Annotated in this window: 22 protein-coding genes; 12 read left to right on the plus strand and 10 right to left on the minus strand. The window is 51.8% G+C overall.

The features are described 5' to 3' along the window. Window positions 1-120: 120 nt before the first annotated feature. From C8E01_RS03070 to C8E01_RS03080, 3 genes are all read right to left on the minus strand, one after another. Window positions 121-492, minus strand: coding sequence for a hypothetical protein (locus tag C8E01_RS03070; protein WP_116541899.1), 372 nt, complete (start codon window positions 490-492; stop codon window positions 121-123). A 6-nt stretch (window positions 493-498) separates the two neighbouring features. Next, on the minus strand, window positions 499-1,911 hold the full coding sequence (gene rlmD / locus C8E01_RS03075; protein ID WP_116541900.1) for a 23S rRNA (uracil(1939)-C(5))-methyltransferase RlmD: 1,413 nt from the start codon (window positions 1,909-1,911) through the stop codon (window positions 499-501). 477 nt (window positions 1,912-2,388) lie between these two features. Further along, window positions 2,389-4,038 carry a catalase gene (locus tag C8E01_RS03080; protein ID WP_116541901.1) on the minus strand — a complete coding sequence of 550 codons (1,650 nt, stop codon included), beginning with the start codon at window positions 4,036-4,038 and terminating at the stop codon, window positions 2,389-2,391. 528 nt (window positions 4,039-4,566) lie between these two features. On the opposite strand from C8E01_RS03080, the gene C8E01_RS03085 reads away from it, so the two are divergent. The 4 genes from C8E01_RS03085 (at window position 4,567) to C8E01_RS03100 (ending at window position 7,145) form a co-directional block, all read left to right on the plus strand. Further along, window positions 4,567-5,430, plus strand: coding sequence for a hypothetical protein (locus tag C8E01_RS03085; RefSeq protein ID WP_243409406.1), 864 nt, complete (start codon window positions 4,567-4,569; stop codon window positions 5,428-5,430). Window positions 5,431-5,566: 136 nt separating this feature from the next. Next, entirely contained in the window at window positions 5,567-6,031 is a 465-nt protein-coding gene (locus C8E01_RS03090) for an META domain-containing protein (RefSeq protein WP_116541902.1), read from the plus strand. A 98-nt stretch (window positions 6,032-6,129) separates the two neighbouring features. Further along, window positions 6,130-6,663, plus strand: a complete 534-nt coding sequence (locus C8E01_RS03095) for a YceI family protein (protein ID WP_116541903.1) — start codon at window positions 6,130-6,132, stop codon at window positions 6,661-6,663. Window positions 6,664-6,863: 200 nt separating this feature from the next. Next, window positions 6,864-7,145: a hypothetical protein gene (locus C8E01_RS03100; protein ID WP_116541904.1), complete on the plus strand. Its 282-nt coding sequence runs from the start codon at window positions 6,864-6,866 to the stop codon at window positions 7,143-7,145. Between the two features lie 63 nt (window positions 7,146-7,208). On the opposite strand, the gene C8E01_RS03105 is transcribed toward C8E01_RS03100, so the two are convergent. Both C8E01_RS03105 and glgX read right to left on the minus strand, forming a co-directional pair. After that, a complete protein-coding gene (locus C8E01_RS03105) occupies window positions 7,209-7,490 on the minus strand; it encodes a GNAT family N-acetyltransferase (RefSeq protein ID WP_116541905.1) in 282 nt (93 codons plus the stop codon). A 22-nt stretch (window positions 7,491-7,512) separates the two neighbouring features. Further along, entirely contained in the window at window positions 7,513-9,657 is a 2,145-nt protein-coding gene (gene glgX / locus C8E01_RS03110; RefSeq protein ID WP_116541906.1) for a glycogen debranching protein GlgX, read from the minus strand. A 180-nt stretch (window positions 9,658-9,837) separates the two neighbouring features. Here glgX and C8E01_RS03115 point away from each other — a divergent pair, with 180 nt between their 5' ends. The 7 genes from C8E01_RS03115 to C8E01_RS21430 all read left to right on the plus strand — a co-directional run bounded on the left by C8E01_RS03115 (window position 9,838) and on the right by C8E01_RS21430 (window position 14,209). Continuing rightward, window positions 9,838-10,794: a CvpA family protein gene (locus C8E01_RS03115; RefSeq protein WP_116541907.1), complete on the plus strand. Its 957-nt coding sequence runs from the start codon at window positions 9,838-9,840 to the stop codon at window positions 10,792-10,794. Window positions 10,795-10,824: 30 nt separating this feature from the next. Beyond that, window positions 10,825-11,055, plus strand: coding sequence for a hypothetical protein (locus C8E01_RS03120; RefSeq protein WP_116541908.1), 231 nt, complete (start codon window positions 10,825-10,827; stop codon window positions 11,053-11,055). A gap of 219 nt (window positions 11,056-11,274) precedes the next feature. Then, entirely contained in the window at window positions 11,275-12,096 is an 822-nt protein-coding gene (locus C8E01_RS03125) for an ABC transporter ATP-binding protein (protein WP_116541909.1), read from the plus strand. Then, the gene (locus C8E01_RS03130; protein ID WP_116541910.1) at window positions 12,080-12,856 is read left to right on the plus strand and encodes a hypothetical protein; all 777 of its coding nucleotides are present in this window, start codon (window positions 12,080-12,082) and stop codon (window positions 12,854-12,856) included. The genes C8E01_RS03125 and C8E01_RS03130 overlap by 17 nt, the downstream gene beginning before the upstream one ends. Before the next feature lie 15 nt (window positions 12,857-12,871). Continuing rightward, a complete protein-coding gene (locus C8E01_RS03135) occupies window positions 12,872-13,264 on the plus strand; it encodes a GntR family transcriptional regulator (protein WP_116541911.1) in 393 nt (130 codons plus the stop codon). After that, the gene (locus C8E01_RS03140; RefSeq protein WP_133242707.1) at window positions 13,261-14,004 is read left to right on the plus strand and encodes a hypothetical protein; all 744 of its coding nucleotides are present in this window, start codon (window positions 13,261-13,263) and stop codon (window positions 14,002-14,004) included. The genes C8E01_RS03135 and C8E01_RS03140 overlap by 4 nt, the downstream gene beginning before the upstream one ends. Before the next feature lie 13 nt (window positions 14,005-14,017). Further along, window positions 14,018-14,209: a hypothetical protein gene (locus tag C8E01_RS21430; RefSeq protein WP_133242708.1), complete on the plus strand. Its 192-nt coding sequence runs from the start codon at window positions 14,018-14,020 to the stop codon at window positions 14,207-14,209. A 176-nt stretch (window positions 14,210-14,385) separates the two neighbouring features. Here the strand turns inward: C8E01_RS21430 and C8E01_RS03145 are convergent, their stop codons facing one another. Genes C8E01_RS03145 through C8E01_RS03155 form a run of 3 tightly spaced genes read right to left on the minus strand, consistent with a single transcriptional unit; the run spans window position 14,386 to window position 16,033 of the window. After that, window positions 14,386-15,054 (minus strand): outer membrane beta-barrel protein, encoded by a 669-nt coding sequence (locus C8E01_RS03145; protein WP_116541913.1) that lies wholly within the window; start codon window positions 15,052-15,054, stop codon window positions 14,386-14,388. Between the two features lie 44 nt (window positions 15,055-15,098). Continuing rightward, window positions 15,099-15,521, minus strand: a complete 423-nt coding sequence (locus C8E01_RS03150) for a carboxypeptidase-like regulatory domain-containing protein (RefSeq protein WP_116541914.1) — start codon at window positions 15,519-15,521, stop codon at window positions 15,099-15,101. A gap of 56 nt (window positions 15,522-15,577) precedes the next feature. Continuing rightward, window positions 15,578-16,033: a GNAT family N-acetyltransferase gene (locus tag C8E01_RS03155; protein ID WP_116542294.1), complete on the minus strand. Its 456-nt coding sequence runs from the start codon at window positions 16,031-16,033 to the stop codon at window positions 15,578-15,580. A gap of 105 nt (window positions 16,034-16,138) precedes the next feature. Between C8E01_RS03155 and C8E01_RS03160 the strand changes: the two genes are divergently transcribed. Then, window positions 16,139-16,339: a hypothetical protein gene (locus C8E01_RS03160; protein WP_116541915.1), complete on the plus strand. Its 201-nt coding sequence runs from the start codon at window positions 16,139-16,141 to the stop codon at window positions 16,337-16,339. On the opposite strand, the gene C8E01_RS03165 is transcribed toward C8E01_RS03160, so the two are convergent. Both C8E01_RS03165 and C8E01_RS03170 read right to left on the minus strand, forming a co-directional pair. Further along, on the minus strand, window positions 16,340-17,107 hold the full coding sequence (locus C8E01_RS03165) for a YihY/virulence factor BrkB family protein (protein ID WP_116541916.1): 768 nt from the start codon (window positions 17,105-17,107) through the stop codon (window positions 16,340-16,342). 189 nt (window positions 17,108-17,296) lie between these two features. After that, a complete protein-coding gene (locus C8E01_RS03170) occupies window positions 17,297-19,189 on the minus strand; it encodes an amidophosphoribosyltransferase (RefSeq protein ID WP_116541917.1) in 1,893 nt (630 codons plus the stop codon). Window positions 19,190-19,202 lie beyond the last annotated feature (13 nt).

Consider the following 19,202-nt stretch of genomic DNA (forward strand, 5'->3'; position numbering starts at 1 on the left):
AGTCAAGATTTTTTCCTGTATGGATAAACAAAAAGAGAAGCACAAGTGCTTCTCTTTTTGTTTTGCTTCAATCGGTAATGGGCGATCGTTTTTTCATCAAGTCGTCTATTGTCAATAGCGCTAATCCTCCGGATAAGGTATAAACACGAAATTGGTGAAGTTCTCGCCGTCCACTACAAAAAGGCAACAAAATTCGTCCGGGTCTTTGTAGGCCGCAGCGAAGTCCGCTACTCTTTCTTCGTCTACGAGTTTATGCTTGATAAAATCTTCGAGGTAAGAGGCATGGATGTGCCACTCCAGCGCCAGTTCTTCCTTGGCCAGAAAGAGTGAACCGATAGGCACCTCCGTGCGGGCGAAGACGAATATCGGGTATTTGGAAATATCGCGCTTGCGCACCTGGTACGATGCCTCACGCAGGGTCTCGGCTACTACCACAAAGTCTCTGGAGATGGTGCCGAGGTATTTACCGTTCAATTCAGGATCGTTTTGCATACGCTTTTATTTAGCTGTTAACAGAACAATATTTTCAACGTGGTGCGTCTGTGGGAACATGTCCACCGGCTGCACACGGGTTACATCATACTTCTCAGAAAGCAATTCCAGATCGCGCGCCTGCGTGGCGGGGTTGCAGCTCACATACACGATGCGGTTTGCGTGCACCTGCAAAAGCTTGGCCACCACCTTCTCGTCCATGCCGGCGCGCGGCGGGTCGGTGATCACCACATCCGGTCTGCCGTGGCGCTCAATAAGTTCATCCGACAGGATGTCTTTCATGTCACCGGCATAGAAGGTTGTGTTCGTGATGTCGTTGATCTGCGAGTTGATCTTCGCGTCTTCGATGGCGCTTGGAACATACTCTATACCTATTACTTCGCGGCACTGGCGGGCCACAAAGTTGGCGATGGTGCCTGCTCCGGTATAGAGGTCGTATACCAGTTCGTTTCCGGTCAGGCCGGCAAACTCGCGGGTCAGTTTATAGAGTTCGTAAGCTTGATCGGCATTGGTTTGGTAGAAAGACTTTGGCCCCACCCGGAAGCGTATACCTTCCATTTCCTCGTGTATGTAAGGCAGGCCTTTGTAACATATCACCGGCAAGTCATGAAAAGTCTCATTGCCTTTGCCATTCACGATGTAGTGGAGGGAAGTGATCTCTGGAAAAGTAGTCGCCAGATGGTCCATTATACCTGTTATGGCTTCCTGATCGTCGTAGTATACCTGCACAATCACCATCAGCTCGCCTGTGTTGGCAGTCCGGATGATCAGGTTGCGTAACCAGCCCGTCATGCGGAGCTTATCAAAAAACACCAGGTTGTTGGCACGGGCGTAGTCGCGCACCGCCAGCCGGATGCTGTTGGAAGGTTCCGGCTGCAGGTAGCAGTTCTGAATGTCGAGAATCTTGTCGAAGCGGCCCGGCATGTGGAAGCCCAGTGCCCGTCGCTCGTGCTCCTCTCCTGACTTGATCTGCTCGTTTGTCAGCCAACCGTAGTTGGAGAAAGTAAACTCCAGCTTGTTTCGGTAGAATCTGTCTTTGGCAGAACCCAGAATCGGATCGAAAGGCGGAAGCGCCACCTTGCCGATGCGCTCCAGGTTATCCTGTACCTGCTTCTGTTTGTAAAACAGTTGCGTATCGTAGCCGATGTGCTGCCACTTGCAACCACCGCAGGTACCGAAATGCTCACAGAAAGGCTGCACGCGCACATCGGAGTAAGCATGGAAGTTGATGGCTTCCGCCTCCATAAAGCTCTTCTTTTTGCGGGTGACGCGCAGGTCTACCACGTCGCCGGGAGCCACACCACCCACAAATACCACCATGTTGTCGTGACGGGCCAGGCATTTGCCTTCGGCCACCATCTCTTCTATTCGTATATTTTCGAGTATCTCGAAATTTGTCTTCTTCTTTTGCTTTCTCACAGTGCTGCAAAATTAACTAAAAATCGGGAGATGTGAGAAGTAGGTACTAATTAACTCAAGCACTGCTATCCTGAGACAGTGCCCTCGCTCTCGTCTTGAGAAAAGGAATTCTTACTCCACAACTCGTTCTATAGAGACCCCTAACCCAAAGACAAGAGGGAATTTGTTGTGTACGATTGTCATCCTATGCTCCCTTCAAAGCCAGCATTGTTGCACTCTGCTTTTTTGTCATCCTGAAAGGATCCTGGTATAGAGGGCCCCTACCCCCGCAAGTAGCATAAGCTTAACCTCCCGGGGGTAGGGGCCCTCCATTTCAAACAAGTTTCTTTACAGAATGACAGGAGTGATGCGGGCCCCTTCTATTCAGAATGAAACGACCCTGCCTTCAAATAAGGGACGAGGTGAGGTAAAGCAAACAGACAAAAAAAGGCCACTCCCAATCAGAAGCGGCCTTTCCGTACCTAAACAAATTACAGCTTAATAAGGCTTGGCTTTGTGCGACTTCTGCTTCGCGTCTTCCACACCTTCTTCTCCGGTCACGTTGCCCATCGGGCCATCCATGCCTTCGTCCATTTTCTTCATCTTCTGCATCACCTGCTCTATACGCTCACGCACCAGGCGGCCATAGTCTTCGTCGGCCTGCGTGAAGTGGTCCAGCATTCTTTCCTGAATACGGGGGTCGCATTTGGCCAGGTCGTTGCCCAGGTTGTTGATCAGCTCCTCGCGCTCCCATTCCTCAAAGTTGCGGAAAGTATCCCCAGCCTGTTTAAACGGATTGGCCCGCTCGATCGGCTGGCGCACCAGGTTGGCTTCGTAACGCGGGGTATACTCCTGAGCTGGCTTCGGCGCTTCGCTCAGTCCACCCAATATAGAAGGCTCGTAGTTCACGTGGATATTCTGACCTTCGGCAAAGTCGGTGTCGTAGGCCATCTGGCCGCCACGCTGGTTGGTAGCCACGTGAACCTTCGGTGCGTTGATCGGCAACTGCAGGTAGTTGGCGCCTATGCGGTAACGTTGCGTATCAGAGTAAGAGAAGGTACGGCCCTGCAGCATCTTATCGTCTGAGAAGTCCAACCCGTCTACCAGCACACCGGTTCCGAAGGCCGCTAGCTCTACCTCGTTAAAGTAATCCACCGGGTTTCGGTTCAGGGTCATCTTGCCTATTGGGTGCCATGGGAACTGGTCTTGTGGCCAGAGCTTGGTATCATCCAGCGGATCAAAGTCCAGTTCCGGGTGGTCGTCATCGCTCATGATCTGCACATTGAGTTCCCACTGCGGAAAGTCTCCGCGTTCAATCGCTTCGTACAGGTCCTGCGTGGCATGGTTGAAATTCTTGCCCTGTACCTCCTGCGCCTCTTTCTGCGTCAGGTTGCGGATACCCTGCAGCGGCTCCCAGTGATACTTCACCAGCACGGCCTCACCGTTTTCGTTCACCCACTTATAAGTGTTTACCCCAGAGCCCTGCATCTGGCGGTAGTTGGCAGGTATACCCCAGGGCGAGTACAGAAAAGTGACCATGTGAGTGGCTTCCGGCGTGCCCGAAAAGAAATCGAAAATGCGCTCAGCGCTCTGGATATTGGTCACCGGGTCCGGCTTCTGCGAGTGGATCAGATCCGGAAACTTCATGGCATCGCGAATGAAGAAGATCTTCAGGTTGTTGCCTACCAAATCCCAATTGCCGTCTTCGGTATACATTTTTACGGCAAAGCCACGCGGGTCGCGCAGGGTCTCAGGTGACCCCGACGGATGACCTACAGTAGAGAAACGCACGAAAGTGGGTGTTTCCTTCCCCTTTTTAAACACCTTGGCGCGGGTATATTTCTCAATCGGGTCATTACCTACTGTGCCGTAAGCCTGGAACACGCCGTGAGCACCGGCACCACGGGCGTGTACCACACGCTCCGGCACGCGTTCACGGTCAAAGTGCGACATTTTTTCTATGAAGTGGTAGTTCTCCATGGTCGCCGGACCACGGCTGCCTACTGTTCTGATGTTCTGGTTGTCTGTAACAGGGTGCCCTTGTCGGGTAGTGAGGGTGGTGCCTTTGCTGGCATTGCGGGATTTATCGGCTTTAGCGTATTTGGACTTGTCCTGGCCATTGCCTTTCATGCTTTCCTTGTTCTTCATGACTTGCTGCTTTTTTTGATAGATTTTCAGATAGTATTTAACGAAACCAATACCGAAGAGTTGATGAAATCACCTAAAACCGTGATTATTATCTGAATATCAACCACATGAGCACCGTTTTGTTATAAGTACAGCCCAAGTCATTTTTGCCTTCGTATACCTTATACTATGGTTACCTTATGAATCGGCCAAATGAAAATAACCGCACTTGTGCTGCACAGCAATCAGCTTGAAGAGTTAAAGGCATTTTATACGCAACTGCTAGGTTTAACATTATTGTCAGAAAACGATCGCGCATTCAGCGTACAGGCTGGGTACAGCAGGCTGACCTTTCAAACTTATGAGGCCTGACACGAGGGTGGCTATCACCTGGCCTTTCATATACCTGCCAACCTCCTTGCGGAAGCTGTTGCCTGACTACAGGATCGGGTGGACTTGCTGTACCGCCAGGCACATGCTATGTAAACACTGCGGCCCAAAGCTCGTTTATAAGGCTTAAGGTTCATCAATCTAAAAACAGATAAAACTATGAGATACAAAGAAAGAACTTACGACAGCGACAATCGAAACCGTGGCCACCGCTCCGGTGACAACGATAACCTATCGAACTACCAAAGCCGCTACGAGAGCAGGGGCAATTACTACGGTATGCCGGATCAAGGCTACGAGTACCGCGACGTCAGCAGCCAGGGCCGCAACTACGGCGGATCTAGTTCGGGGTCGGGAGGCGGCTACGGAGCCAGCAGCTGGCGCAACCAGGATGACCGCCATACCCAGGGGCAAATGCACCAGAACGAATGGGGCAGCGGCAGTTCATACAGCAACCGTGAAAGAGGCAGCCATGGCTCAGGCAGCGGCAGCACACAAACCGACCATTACCGGTACGGCGATCCGAACCCTTACATGAATTATCAGCGCCAGGGTGGCTATGAGCGTGACCGTGACACCGACTGGCGCAGAGAAAGCGATGTAGACCATGCCAACCGTCGCTACGCACGCCAGGAGAACAGCTACCGCCAGACCGGACACGGGCGCCGCTTCGACCAGTACGGCAAGGATGAGCGCTACAACTACGCGCACGGCAAGCAGGACGGCCGCCGAAGCATTGAAGACCCGGAAAGCCTGGACGACCGCTACTACGACCGTGGAGAGCACAGCCGTAGCAGCAGCGACAATGACTACGGCCGCCACTATGGTAGCAATTACGACCATCGCAACCAGGATCGTAGAGGGCGCGATGATCATTATGAGTCAAGCCGTTACCGCGAACGAGGCCACGATGACTCCCCTAGTCGCAGCCCGCGTGGCTATGGCTACCCTTCAGGGCCTGACTATTCGGCCAACTCCCCGATTACTAATTATGGTCCCGGAGTTCGCGGCTATCAGAAATAACACCTAAAGCGAAGTCCACCTGCCCGGTGGACTTCCTGCTTTAACACACCAAGCTACCTTATTCCGGGCGTATGCGTATGCAATTCCATACATGAGCTATGTTCAGGTATAGGGCAAGCCTTTTAATAGAGATATCATGAAAAACATTTTATATGCCAGCTGGCTACTGCTGCTGTTTGTATGCCTGAGCGCCTGTAACCTGAGTGAGAAAAACAGGCAGTACGGCGTTGAGGGAGACACAGAACTGCAAAATTCTTACTGGATACTACTCTCGCTGCAGGATCAGCAGTTCGAGGACAATCCGGAAACCAGCACCGCCTACATTCGCTTCGAGGCGGATGACAACGAGTTGAGAGGCTACACTGGCTGCAACCGGCTGATGGGCAGGTATAGTCTGAATAATGGTTCGTTGCAGCTCACGAACCTGGGTACCACCCGGGCCATGTGCCCGATCATTGAGCAGGAAAACCTGCTGATGGCCGTGCTCGAAAAGGCCGACTCCTATCGGATCGCGGGCGATGTGCTCACGCTCTTCCACCAGAAGAAGGCCGTGGCCACCTTCAGGGCAGGTTCTGAACCCAACATGCCGGAGGGGCGATGAGTAAATAACTATCAGATTATAACCATATTACCAGGTAAGCAGTATGCTAAAGGCACCAACAGTACTGTATACATCGATCAGCTTAAACACTTATACCTATGGCAACAACTAAATGGATCGTAGACCCCACGCACAGCGAAGTGCAGTTCAAAGTAAAGCACCTCATGATCACTACCGTGACCGGCTATTTCGAGAAATTCAATGTCGAGGTGGAGACTGATGGAGAAGATTTCCACAACACCAGAAGCATTGTATTCACGGCCGATGTCGACTCGATCAGCACCAACAACGAGCAACGTGATACGCACCTGAAATCCGCCGACTTCTTTGATGCCGATAACCACGGGCAGGTTCGGTTTGAAGGGAAAAACTACGACGAGCTGAAACCGGGATTTGAAAAGCTGCAGGGAGATCTTACGATACGCGGCACCACACGCCCCGTAACGCTGGATGTGGAATATCACGGCACCGTGGTGGACCCATACGGACAAACCAAAGCCGGCTTTAGCGTAGAGGGCAAGATCAAGCGAAAAGAGTTTGGCCTCACCTGGGATGCGGTAACCGAAGCCGGCAGTGTGGTGGTGAGCGATGAAATACGCCTTCACGCTGAAATTCAGCTGGTGAAGCAGTAACAGGATAGCTGCGCTAGCCCCTGGCGCCCCGGCTAGCGCAGCTATTACTATTATTTATACCTTACCGTTCGCTTTGCCCGCCAACTCCTGGCAAGCGCTTCTACCGGAACTTCCATCCGGTAAACCTTGCTCGTGCGTCATCCGGCTGCTTAGCCGGCCTCAACCTCAGCATGCCTCCTTGCATCTCTCCTCCTACTATTATGCAAATAAAAAGCGCCAGAAAAGCAATAAAAGATACCTTAAACATCGAGTTAAGCGATAAGGCAGCTCAGGAGCTATACCTGAACATCTGCAACTTCATGCTTCACAACGATGACAAGTGCTACATCAGCGTGATCAGGTATAAGTACCTGCTGCTCTGTGGCGAAATCAGCACAGCGGTGAGTGACTACCTGGTGATGGAGCAACTCATAGAGAAGATGCAGGCCAAGCACCCACTCGTGCTCTCGTCCATTGCCTACATAGCACGCTACAAGTCCTGACACAAAAAAGGTATAGCCAGACCCTTACCAGTCTGGCTATACCTAATCTTCAACTCGTACAGGCTATTCCTGTAACAGCTTCTGATAGTTCGAGTTTCTGTCGATAAATTTCTTCACTACCGGACAGGTAGCGATCACTTTCTTCCCGTTCTCCTCTGCATAGCACAGCCCTTCCTCTATCAACTTGTTTGCGATGCCCTTGCCCCGCGCCGACTCAGGCACGAAGGTGTGCGTAAAATCCATTACTTCCTCTGAGGGAGTGGCATAGGCCAGTTCAGCATCTTCTTCGCCCATACTCGCGGTAAACTGCTGGTATTCCTTATCGTGTTTGATATTTACGTCCATGGTTCTTTCGCTTTAGTTAATATTATACATTCACCAGTTTCCCTACCGGATGATGCAGCAGCACAATAGAGCGACTCTCTATTCGTATAGTCTCACCGGCTTCCACGGTAGGTCCGTCATCTTTGATCTCACTGTGGTGCGTGTCCAGTATTTTGGTCCACTGCGTGCCGTACCTGGCTTCAGGTATGGTGTAGTCCACGTCTTCGTGGTAGGCGTTGAAGATCACATAAAAGCTATCGTCAATAATCTGCTCGCCTTTTGGGCCAACCGAATGCAGACCACGTCCGTTCAGAAACACCCCCAGCGACTTGGCCTGATCGTGGTTCCAGCGCTCTTCTGTCATCTCCGATCCGTCCGGCTGAAACCAGGCGATATCTTCTACGCCCACTCCTTTGATTGGCCTCCCCTGAAACCAGCGACGGCGACAGAACACCGGATGGTTGCGGCGCATCTCAATTAGTTTTTGAGTGAAGGCAAGCAGTTCCTTATCGGCGGTAAGCCAGTTGATCCAGGATATTTCGTTGTCCTGACAGTAGGCGTTGTTATTACCCTGCTGCGATCGGCTTATCTCGTCGCCGGCCACCAGCATGGGTACCCCCTGCGAGAGAAACAGCGTGGTAAGGAAATTGCGCTTTTGCCTGTTGCGCAGCTCAATGATCTTTTTCTCTTCGGTTGGACCTTCGACCCCGCAGTTCCAGGAGCGATTGTGGCTCTCCCCGTCATTGTTGTTTTCGCCGTTGGCCTCGTTGTGCTTTTCGTTGTAAGACACCAGGTCGTTGAGCGTGAAGCCGTCATGGGCCGTGATGAAGTTAATACTGGCCGTTGGACGTCGCCAGTCATCCCGATACAAATCGGAACTGCCCGTGAAGCGCTCGGCAAACTCGCCCAGGTTGCCTCCCTCTCCGCGCCAGTAGTCGCGTATGCAGTCGCGGTACTTGCCGTTCCACTCGGCCCAGCCCGGCGGAAACTTGCCCACCAGGTAGCCGCCTTCCCCAATGTCCCAGGGCTCGGCAATCAGTTTTACCTGTGATATAACCGGGTCCTGGTGGATGATGTCGAAGAAGGAGCCCAGGCGGTCTACTTCGTGCAGTTCGCGGGCGAGTGTGGCGGCCAGGTCAAAACGGAAGCCGTCCACGTGCATCTCCAGAATCCAGTAGCGCAGGCTGTCCATGATCAGGCGCAGCACCGGCGGCATCATGGCGTTGAGGGTGTTGCCCGTACCCGTGTAGTCCATGTAAAAGCGCTTGTCTTCCTCTACCATGCGGTAGTAAGATGAGTTGTCTACGCCCCGGAACGACAGCGTTGGCCCCATGTGGTTGCCCTCGCCGGTGTGGTTGTACACCACATCCAGAATCACCTCTATACCTGCCTTGTGCAGGGCCTTCACCATGTCCTTAAACTCTGTCACCTGCTCCCCCAGCGTACCGTTGCTGGAGTAACGCACATCCGGCGCAAAAAAACCAATGGAATTATAGCCCCAGTAGTTCGTCAGACCGTTGTCGGCCAGGTGCCGGTCGGTGATGAAGTGGTGTACCGGCATCAGTTCGATCGCCGTGATCCCCAATTCCTGCAGGTACTGGATGGTAACCGGATGCGCGATGGCCGCATACGTACCGCGGATTTCCTCCGGGATGTCCGGATGCAGCTTGGTCAGGCCTTTGACGTGCGCTTCGTAGATGATGGACTTGTGGTAGGGTATTTTAGGGGATTTGTCTCCCTCCCAATCGTAATTTGGATCTACCACCACGCTGTAAGGTATAAACGGAGCGCTGTCGAGCGTGCTCATCTTTAGGTCTTCTTCAGAACTGCCTACTTCGTAGCCGAAGAGGGAATCATGCCAGTTGATCGTGCCCGAAATGGCTTTGGCGTAAGGGTCGATCAGGAGCTTGTTCGGATTGAAACGGTGTCCGTTGGACGGTTCGTAGGGTCCGTATACACGGTAGCCGTACAGTTGGCCGGGCCTGATTTCGGGCAGATACGCGTGCCATACCTGATGGGTGCGTTCGGTCATCTTGATTTTCACCGACTCACTCTCATCTTCAGTCGTGTTAAAGAGGCACAGTTCTACGCCAGTAGCGTTGTCGGCGTACAGGGCAAAGTTCACGCCTTCGCCATCCCAGGTGGCGCCCAGCGGGTAGGGACTGCCAGGGTATACGGTAATATTCATACGTATTTTGTAACTTAGTTAGCTGATGATGTCTTTTTTGGGACTTCTTCGTCTACGCAGAAAGCTTGGAAAGAGTCGCACCATACCTTATTAATTGTCGCCAACGGATAAGGCAGGACCAGCTACCGCTTCTATCTTTGGGAGCCATCGGTCCGTACTATTTTTAAATAAATATTTGGAATGAACGCCCTTGATATCCTTCTCACCCTGATTGTGCTCCTCAGTGCCTACATGGGCTGGCGTCGTGGTTTTGCCTTTAGTGTACTGGATCTGGTGCGCTGGGTGGGCTCCCTGCTGCTGAGCTTTCGGCTCTATCCTTCACTCGCCGACTGGCTCAGCCGCGCCACCGACTGGAATGTGTACTGGATTCCGCCCATCTCCTTTTTTGTCATTGCGGTGCTTTCCAGCATGCTCATTCAGTTCATCGGCTCGCTCATTCTGGATCTGTTTTCAGATGAACTGCACGACCACCCCGTGAACAAAGCGCTTGGCACCGTGCCGGGAATGATCAGTGGCGTCATCACCATCGCGATCATATCCGTTCTGCTGCTGTTGCTTCCACTTCCGGAACACGTTCGAAGCTATGTGCAGGGCAGCAACCTGGCAGGCCGATTTGGTGACTATACCCATTTGGCAGAAGATGAACTGACATCCGTATTTGACCGCGTGGCAGAGCGCACCCTTAACGAACTCACCATTGCGACGAAGACGGATGAGTACATTGAGCTGCCCTTCACCACCGATGACTACCAGCCACAACCGGCGCTGGAGGCGCGCATGCTCGAGCTTTTGAACGAGGAGCGCATAGCCAAAGGACTGCAGCCTTTGCAGGCAGACACGGCCCTCACGTCTGTTGCCCGCCGCCACGCGGCCGATATGTTTACGCGCGGCTATTTTTCGCATGTCTCGCCGGAGGGAGCCAGCGCTGCAGACAGAATACGGGCTGCCAATATACCGTTCAGGGCTGCCGGCGAAAACCTGGCCCTGGCCCCCACCCTCCACATCGCTCACGAAGGGCTGATGGAGTCGCCGGGCCATCGGGCCAACATCCTGCACTTGCGTTTCGGGCGGGTAGGTATTGCCGTATTGCAAAGCGAGGACCATGGTTTAATGATCACGCAGAAGTTCCGAAACTAACGTATACCTGAGCAGAACCAAGGTATAGCCATGCAGCACGATAACAGCAGCTTTGTAAGTATACAGCTCGGCAATGGCGCGATGCGTGCTGTCTTCCTGCTGGATATCGGCAAACTGTGCTATGCATATTTTAAACCAGAAACCGAACAGCAAACCGCCAAGCTTGTGCTTGACTTCGGAGCGTCTCAGAAGATATTCGAAAAGCAGGACGCAGAACAGGTATACCTTGCCATTTCTAACCATCCCTCTTTTCAGGTATAGCTATACCTGATTAGCAGACCGCCCCCCTTTTCCCCTCTTTTTTTATTTCCTAAGTAGATTCCCAATTTTATTTAAAACCACAGGTAAAGTTGATTCTACACCCCTGATTCTTTGCTTATATACCGTTCATTAAATATTTTTTAAAAATAATTTGGTATTGATAAAACTATATCTACATTTGTAGTGTACTATATAACTAATACACTAAAACAAACGTAAATGATAGAGATCAAAAACCTCAGTTTTGGGTATAGCCGCAAGTCGCTGCTGTTCCGAAACCTGAATCTCACGCTGCGGGAGGGCCATATTTATGGACTTCTCGGCAAAAACGGCGCGGGCAAATCCACGCTGCTCAAGAACATGGTCGGGCTGGTTTCTCCGATGGAGGGCAGTTGCCGGGTAAACGGTTTTGCCTCGCACAAACGCCAGCCGGCTATGCTCGCGAATCTCTATTTCATTCCGGAAGAAATCTACATGCCGTCGCTCACAGCCAAACAGTTTGTAGCGAACACAGCGCCCTTCTATCCCTTCTTCGACCAGGATGCCTTTTACCGTTACCTTTCCGAGTTTGAGGTGCCAGAACATGCCGTGTTCAGCAAAATGTCGTTTGGGCAGCAGAAGAAAGCCATCATCGCCTTTGGTCTGGCCACCAATACCAGTGTGCTGATTATGGACGAGCCAACCAATAGCCTGGATATACCCTCTAAAGTACAGTTCAGACGCATCATCATCTCCACCCACCAGGTGCGCGACCTCGACAGCCTAATTGATACGCTGGTGGTAGTGCATGACCGGGAGATCGTGCTGAACGAGTCGCTCGATGCCATCAGCGAACGGCTTACCTTCACCACTATACCTGAATCTGAAGCTCACCAGGCCATCTACGCCGAAGATGCGCTGCGCGGCAAGCAGGCCATCCTACCGAACCTGATGGGCAACTACAGCAAAGTCGACATGGAACTGCTCTTCAATGCCATTACCAGTGGTAACACATCTGTAACCGAAATTCTTCAAAGACCTCACTATGAGCAATCACTTTAACCTGAGCCGCTTTGCGCTGCTATTTCGCAAGCATACCGTGGAGCACTACAAAACTTACCTGATGTCACTGGCTGTGCTGCTTGGCGCCATGTTCCTGATTATGGGCACCGCCAGTTATATGGCTGTAAGCCCAATGCCAGCTACCGAGCAGTCCATCTTCTTCCTGTTCTTTCTGATGGGTGCAGGCATGGTGTTTTCGAGCACCGTATTTGCGCAACTGGGCGACAAAAAGAAGGCCATCGCTTTCCTGACCCTGCCGGCTTCTCAGTTGGAGAAATACCTGGTCGGCTGGCTGTACTCATTCCCAATATACCTGCTGCTATTTATACCTTCCTTTTATTTGATCATCTATATCCTGCTCAGCATCGACCCGCGCGTGGGGCCAGAACATGAAGTAATTAATATTCTTACTTCTGAGCCGCCTCTGCACATACTGCTGACCTTTTATGCACTGTTCAACGCCCTGATGCTAGTGGGTTCGGCTTACTTCAACAAGCACCATTTCATCAAGACGGCTTTTGCGGGTTTTCTGGGCATCCTGCTGCTTTACAACCTAAACAAGCAGGTTTTGCAGGCCATGCTCGGTCGCGACCTGGCATCGGCCGGTCCTTTCTCAGCGGCCTATTTTATGGAAAATGATAAGCGTTTTGAAGTGGGTGCCTACGAAGGAAATGAGCCGCTTGTCCTGTTGCTGCTGGTTGTGCTGGCGCTTGTGAGTTGGGTAGTGGCTTATTTTAAGATCAAAGAGAAACAAGTTTAGCGGGGAGGAAATACCATGGAATTTAAAGAAAACGAACCCATTTACCTGCAGATTGCGGCGCACGTCAGCGACCAGATTCTGTTGGGCAAGTGGGCAGCAGAAGAAAAGATCCCTTCGGTGCGCGACCTGGCGGTGACCTTTCAGGTGAACCCCAATACGGTGATGCGCACCTACGAGCAGCTCCAGAACCAGGAGGTGATCTACAACAAGCGCGGCCTTGGTTTTTTTGTGATGCCGGACGCCGTGAAGAAGGTGAAGGCGCAGCGCAAAGAGCGCTTTCTGCAGCAGGACCTGCCAGCGTTTTTCAAAAATATCTCTTTGCTAGAAATAGACCTGGAAGAGATACAGAAGCGCTACGAAGCATACAAATCAGAAAATTACGAACCAGAAATCGAGCAGAAACCATGAAAACCAGCAATAAACTATTAGTCTTCGCTTTAGTGATGCTTGTCAGTGCACTGGCAACCTACAACATTGCCCTGAAAGCCGAATACAACACCAAGTCATACCAGGATCCCTACAAAAACTACATCGCCATGGACTTCAATGGCTTTGATGAAGTGGAGGTGAATGCCGGCGATATGCTCAAAGTGTTGATTGAGCCCGGCGAGCAACATGCCGTATACCTGTACAAAGGAAATGAAGAAGTGGTGCAGATCAACCAGGAAAACAAAACGCTGCAGATCGATGTGACGACCAATGACAGGCAAAAAGGTGTGCGAGGCTGGGGCGCACCGCACCTCATCATCAAGACTCCCATGCTGCATACCCTGCGCGCCAACGCGATGCATGCCCTGAATGGCAAGCAGGTGACCAACATCCAGCGCCTGAACACAGCTAGTTACCTGAACACGTCGCTGTATGGATTTAAGCAGGATAGCCTCAGGCTGGAACTTGACAATGGGGTGCTGGTGCAACTGCTCGGTAATGAGCTACAGCACCTGCAGGCCGTAACAGGCACCAGCCCTGAAAGTGACTCGAAGTTGCTTATTCATCCGGACAATAATATCCAGCAGGCAAACCTGAACATCCGCAACCGCAGCCACCTGACCTTACTTAATGTGGCCATACCTGAACTGCAGTACACATTGTCTGAGCAGGCTCAGGTAGAGCTTTCCGGAGAGGCCCTGGCTATTTTGCGCAAATAAACCCCGCACCGCTATGAAAAAAACAGGACTGATCTTGTTAGGAGGACTTCTCTTTATAAGCCTGTCGCGTGGCAACAGCAGGGCGACTTTGCAAACCTCATGCGCTGCAGTTCATCACGATCAGGAAGTGACCTGCCATCTAACTAAACCAGCCGCCAGCCTGGCAAGCGCAAACACACCAGCTGCACAAACTACCGTAGATTAAGAGGAGTCGGCAGAGGAGCAGAAAGTGGCACTTACAACCAGACTGCTGCAACTGTTCGATGCATTCGCAAAACTAGTGATGGTGATTTAAGCAGCCAACTATCCTCAGAACGCAGCTTTCTATATTCAAACAAAAGGCCCGGGCGAAGCTGCTCGGGCCTTTTGTTTGGCGGCTTTTTACAAGGTATAGCTCAGTCCCAGCGTGGAGTTGATCGTGTGCATGGGTTGCTTCAAAGTGCTTCTGACACCCTGTGCATTGGTTACCTCAAAGGCAGGCTGCGTAGCGAGCAGACCGATGTCCAGGCTAAGGAGAAAGCGACCATCCTGTATGGCAAACCCGCTGGCTATCCCGTAAGCAAGTGCCAGTGCCGTGTCTGAGCTGCGGCGGATGGGTCCGTAGGGTGTGTCAACCTGCACCTCCGGTGATTGGTTGTGAGCTCCCCCCAAGGAGCCTTTTACATAACCAAACAAGGTACCGGGGGGAGTTTGCAGGTATAGGTCGGCCAGCGTATGGGTACTTTTCCAGCCGGTCGCTTCCCGGCGTAGTGCCAGTGCATCGTCGGGTGCTGCAAAGGCATCCATATCAAAGCGGTGAAAACGAAATCCTGCCGAGGCGCCCACTGCCAGATACGGCTTTACATCCACCCGGTAGGTTCCTTGCACGTTCACCCCTCTTCTGGCCATTGGCGGGTAGTCATCCTCAAAGCGGTCTTTCTTGAAATCGCCGATTGGAGATGCAGCTCCGACCTGCAGCCCGAAACGGTGAACACGCTGTGCCTGTGCCGCAGCGGAAAAGCATACCAGCAAAGCAATGACCAAAAGATGACGGTACAGCGGGTGGAACATAGGATTTGGCGGTTTAGACAGGTATAGTCAGCGGGATGGGCACTTTAATTGATCACAAAATTGTGTGTGAAGGTCGTGTCGCGTTTCAGTTCATCCCAGGACAAGGTATAGCGTTGACAATCCACCTGACCGCAAGCCCTTCCTTGCGGTGCTACTTCTATGTATCCATCCGCCATTTCAGCATCGCGAAGCAGAAAACGCAAGGTATAGTTGCCGTTGTCGTCGGTATAGGCCACAGCCTTTTTCCGGATGGTGCCACCACTCAGGTAATGCATGTCTTTCCAGGTCGCAAGCAATTGCATGTTTTTGATGGGCTGCCCATTGCCGTGTAGCACCCTGCCGCTTACCTCCGTGCAGGATCCGGGGCAGTATTTGCTGATGTAGTCGTCCTCTTCTATTGTGCAGGCGTACAGCCCACAGACCAGTACGAGCAGCAAGACATACCGATATACAATCCTTGTTTTCATAGCGCCTCGGGATTATGAAACAAGATAATAAAAAAACGCTATATTTCAACTACTTGCTATACCTGCTTCACCATCTTGATATGGTCGATGCCGTCTTCGTCGTATACTTCGCTGGACTGTTCAAACCCGAAGCGTTCGTAAAACTTCTTGGCATACAGTTGCGCTCCGATCCGGATTGCTCCTTTTCCAAATAGCCGGTAGCATTCCTCAATCGACATCTCTACCAGTTCCTTCCCTACCCCCGTGCCACGCACCAACTGGCTCGTCACAATGCGCCCAATCGACATCATATCCGAGTAAGCCACCCCTGCCGGCACCAGTCTGGAGGTGGCGACTAATATCCGGTCCTCGTTGTAGAAAAGGACATGATGGCACAGCTGGTCCTTGTCGTCCATGTCTGGGAACACACAGTTTTGCTCTACTACGAACACTTCGCTCCGAAGCCGCAGCATGTCATATAGTTCGTCAGGAGTCAGGTCGTGAAAGGCTTTGCAGATTTTGATAAAGGCCATGGAGGTATAGGAAGCTATGATTGATCTTTTGTTCCAGGCAAAGATACGGCAGCCTGCCATTTATACCTATATTTGCACTATACCCATCAAAATTCAGGCGTACCCATGGCAAGTGACATCTTCGAAATCCTCTTCAACATCATCCCATTGGCCCTATTCCTATACCTGTCCCTTACGCTCATGGGCATCATCAAATACAACCAGCATACTGCCTTTCTTTCCAATGCATCCCCCATCACCAAATTTGCAGTGTATGGCGGCACGGTTGCTTTTGCTGTGATGGCGATAGCAGACCTTACCAAGTAGTTACACCTTGTCCCCGTTCACCTTTTCAAACCTCTCCGCAATTTCTGAAGGTTCCACTTTGCGACCGTGGTTGTTGGCATAGGCTTTGGTTACTTCGGCCCCCAGCATTAGGATGACAGATGAGTAGAACACCCATAGCAGTACCACGACAAAAGATCCCGCCGCAGCATAGAACCCCACTACTTTCACACTGCCCAAGATGTAGTTGATTAGCTCCTTGCCGATCAGAAACAGAATGGAGGTAATGATCCCTCCAGCCAACGCGTCCCGCCACTGCACTTTGGCATCGGGCAAGATTTTATGGATGGCCGTGAAAAAGGTCAGCACGACCAGAATAGAAAAAGCAGTCTTGATCAGTTTGATGGCCGAAGTCAGGTGCTCCTCCAGCAGCTCGTACAGCTGATCACTGAAGACCATCAAGGCGGCATCAAATACCAGGCTCATCAGCAGCAAAAAGCCCAGCCCAATCAGGATACTCCAGAAACCGATCGGAATTTGCGTCACGTTGTCCAGCAGATCGCTTACCTGGCTTCCTACCTCCTTGCTCATCAACTCCTCCATTTGCTTGACGATCTCAGCCCGCACCGTCTCTTCTGAGAAGAACATGGAGCCGGCCAAGGTGAGTACGATCAGGATGGCGGGCAATGAGAAAATGGTAAAAAAAGCAATGGCCGCGCTGTACACAATGGGCTCGTCCCGCAGAAAATTTCTGTAAGAATCTTTCAGTATCTCTATTGTCTTCTGCCAAAAACCTGTTTTATGCGTCATCTATACCTCTTTGCTTCCTGAACTTGGTTAACGACCAGGACCAGGTTTGGTTAAAAGCAGAGAAATCCAGATTTGTTCGGAAAAAGGCTCAGGCTACGACTGGGCTATACCTCTCTCAGACAGTTGTGGCTAACAAAAAAGGCCTGTCCTTTAACAGAACAGGCCTTTAAAAATTAAAATGAATCTCTACTAGTAGGCGCGTACGGCCTTGTTTTCTACGAAGTTCATAAAAGCGCGGTTCACGACACGGGTACCGCCCGGAGTTGGGTAGTTACCGGTAAAGTACCAGTCGCCACTGTGGTTCGGGCAGGCCAGGTGCAGGTCCTCGATGCGCTGGTAGATTACCTGTACCTCCGCGTTCACTTCTGGGGCTTTCACGATCTCTGATACTTTTGTGGAAATCTCATCATGCGTGAACAGGTCAAAGAGCTCTTTCACGTAATTGGTCTCCATGATGGCTGATGTACCCTGTGCGGCCTGTATCTTGTCGTATACCTCGTCTACTTTGTAGTACAGGCCACGGTCTTTCAGCAAAGCCAGCATGGCACGGAAAGCCACAAATTCCTTCACGCGCGACATATCGATGCCATAGCAATCCGGGTAGCGGATCTGCGGTGCGCACGAAACGATGATGATCTTCTTCGGCTCCAATTTGTCCAACATGCGGATGATACTTTTCTCCAGCGTCGTGCCGCGCACAATGGAGTCGTCGAGCACTACCAGGGTGTCGATGCCCTTCTTCACAACCTCGTAGGTCGTGTCGTACACGTGCGTTACCAGGTCGTCGCGGCTGTCGTTGTCAGTGATGAAGGTACGCAGTTTCACGTCTTTGATCACCAGCTTCTCGGCACGCGGCTTGAACTGTAAAATCTCGTCAAGTTGCTCTTCGTTCAGCTCCTGGTTCAGGATGGCTTGCTTGCGGTAGGCGCGCAGGTAGTCTTCAATCCCCTTCATCATGCCGAGCCACGATGACTCCGCTGTGTTCGGAATATAAGAGAATACCGTGTTTTTCAGGTCGTAGTCGATGGCCTCCAAAATCTGCGGGCACAGGCGGCGGCCCATGTTCTTGCGCTCTTCATAGATCTCCGGGTCGTTGCCACGGGAGAAGTAGATGCGCTCAAAACTGCAGGATTTTTTCTCGAGCTGCGGCATGATCTCTTTCAGATCGGCGTTGCCGGCCTTGTCCACGATCAGGGCATGGCCCGGCGTGATCTCACGGATCTCGCTATACTCAATATCGAAGGCAGTCTTGATAGCCGGTTTTTCGGAGGCAATTACCACCACCTCGTCATCCATGTAATAGTAGGCCGGGCGAATGCCGTTCGGGTCGCGCACTACAAAAGAAGCGCCGTAGCCGGTCAAACCTGCCATGGCATAGCCGCCGTCAAAGTCCTTGCAGGCACGCTTGAGTACACGCTGCAGGCTCAGGTTATCTTCAATCAGGAGCGTGATTTCTTTGTTGGAGTAGTCGTCTTTGTAAGACTCGAACAGCATCTGGTTCTCTTCATCCAGGAAGTGGCCGATCTTTTCGAGCACCGTAATGGTGTCAGACTTTTGCTTCGGGTGCTGGCCCAACTCGATGAGTTTCTGGAACTGCTCATCCACGTTAGTCATGTTGAAGTTACCAGCCACAGCCAGACTGCGGCTGCGCCAGTTGTTTTCACGCACCATCGGGTGGCAGTTGTCTACGCTGTTGATGCCGTGCGTACCGTAGCGCAGGTGGCCCAGGTATACATCGCCCAGAAAAGGGAGGTTCTCCCATACCCAGTTCGTGTCAAGTACTTTCTCAGGCTGCTCTTCCTTCAGCTTTTTAAACTCCTTGCCAATCTTGCCGAAAATACTGTCGATGGCGCGGGTCTTTACTGAACGGAAGCGGTTGATATACTCCATACCAGGACCGGCATCAATCTTGATACTGGCTACCCCTGCCCCGTCCTGGCCGCGGTTGTGCTGCTTTTGCATCAGCAGGTATAGCTTGTTGACACCGTACATCGGAGTGCCATACTTTTCAACGTAATACTCGATTGGTTTTCGGAGCCTGATCAGGGCTATACCGCATTCGTGCTTAATGGAATCGCTCATAGGGTTGTAAAAG

This window comes from Pontibacter virosus, from assembly GCF_003096355.1.
GTDB classification, from domain to species: domain Bacteria; phylum Bacteroidota; class Bacteroidia; order Cytophagales; family Hymenobacteraceae; genus Pontibacter; species Pontibacter virosus.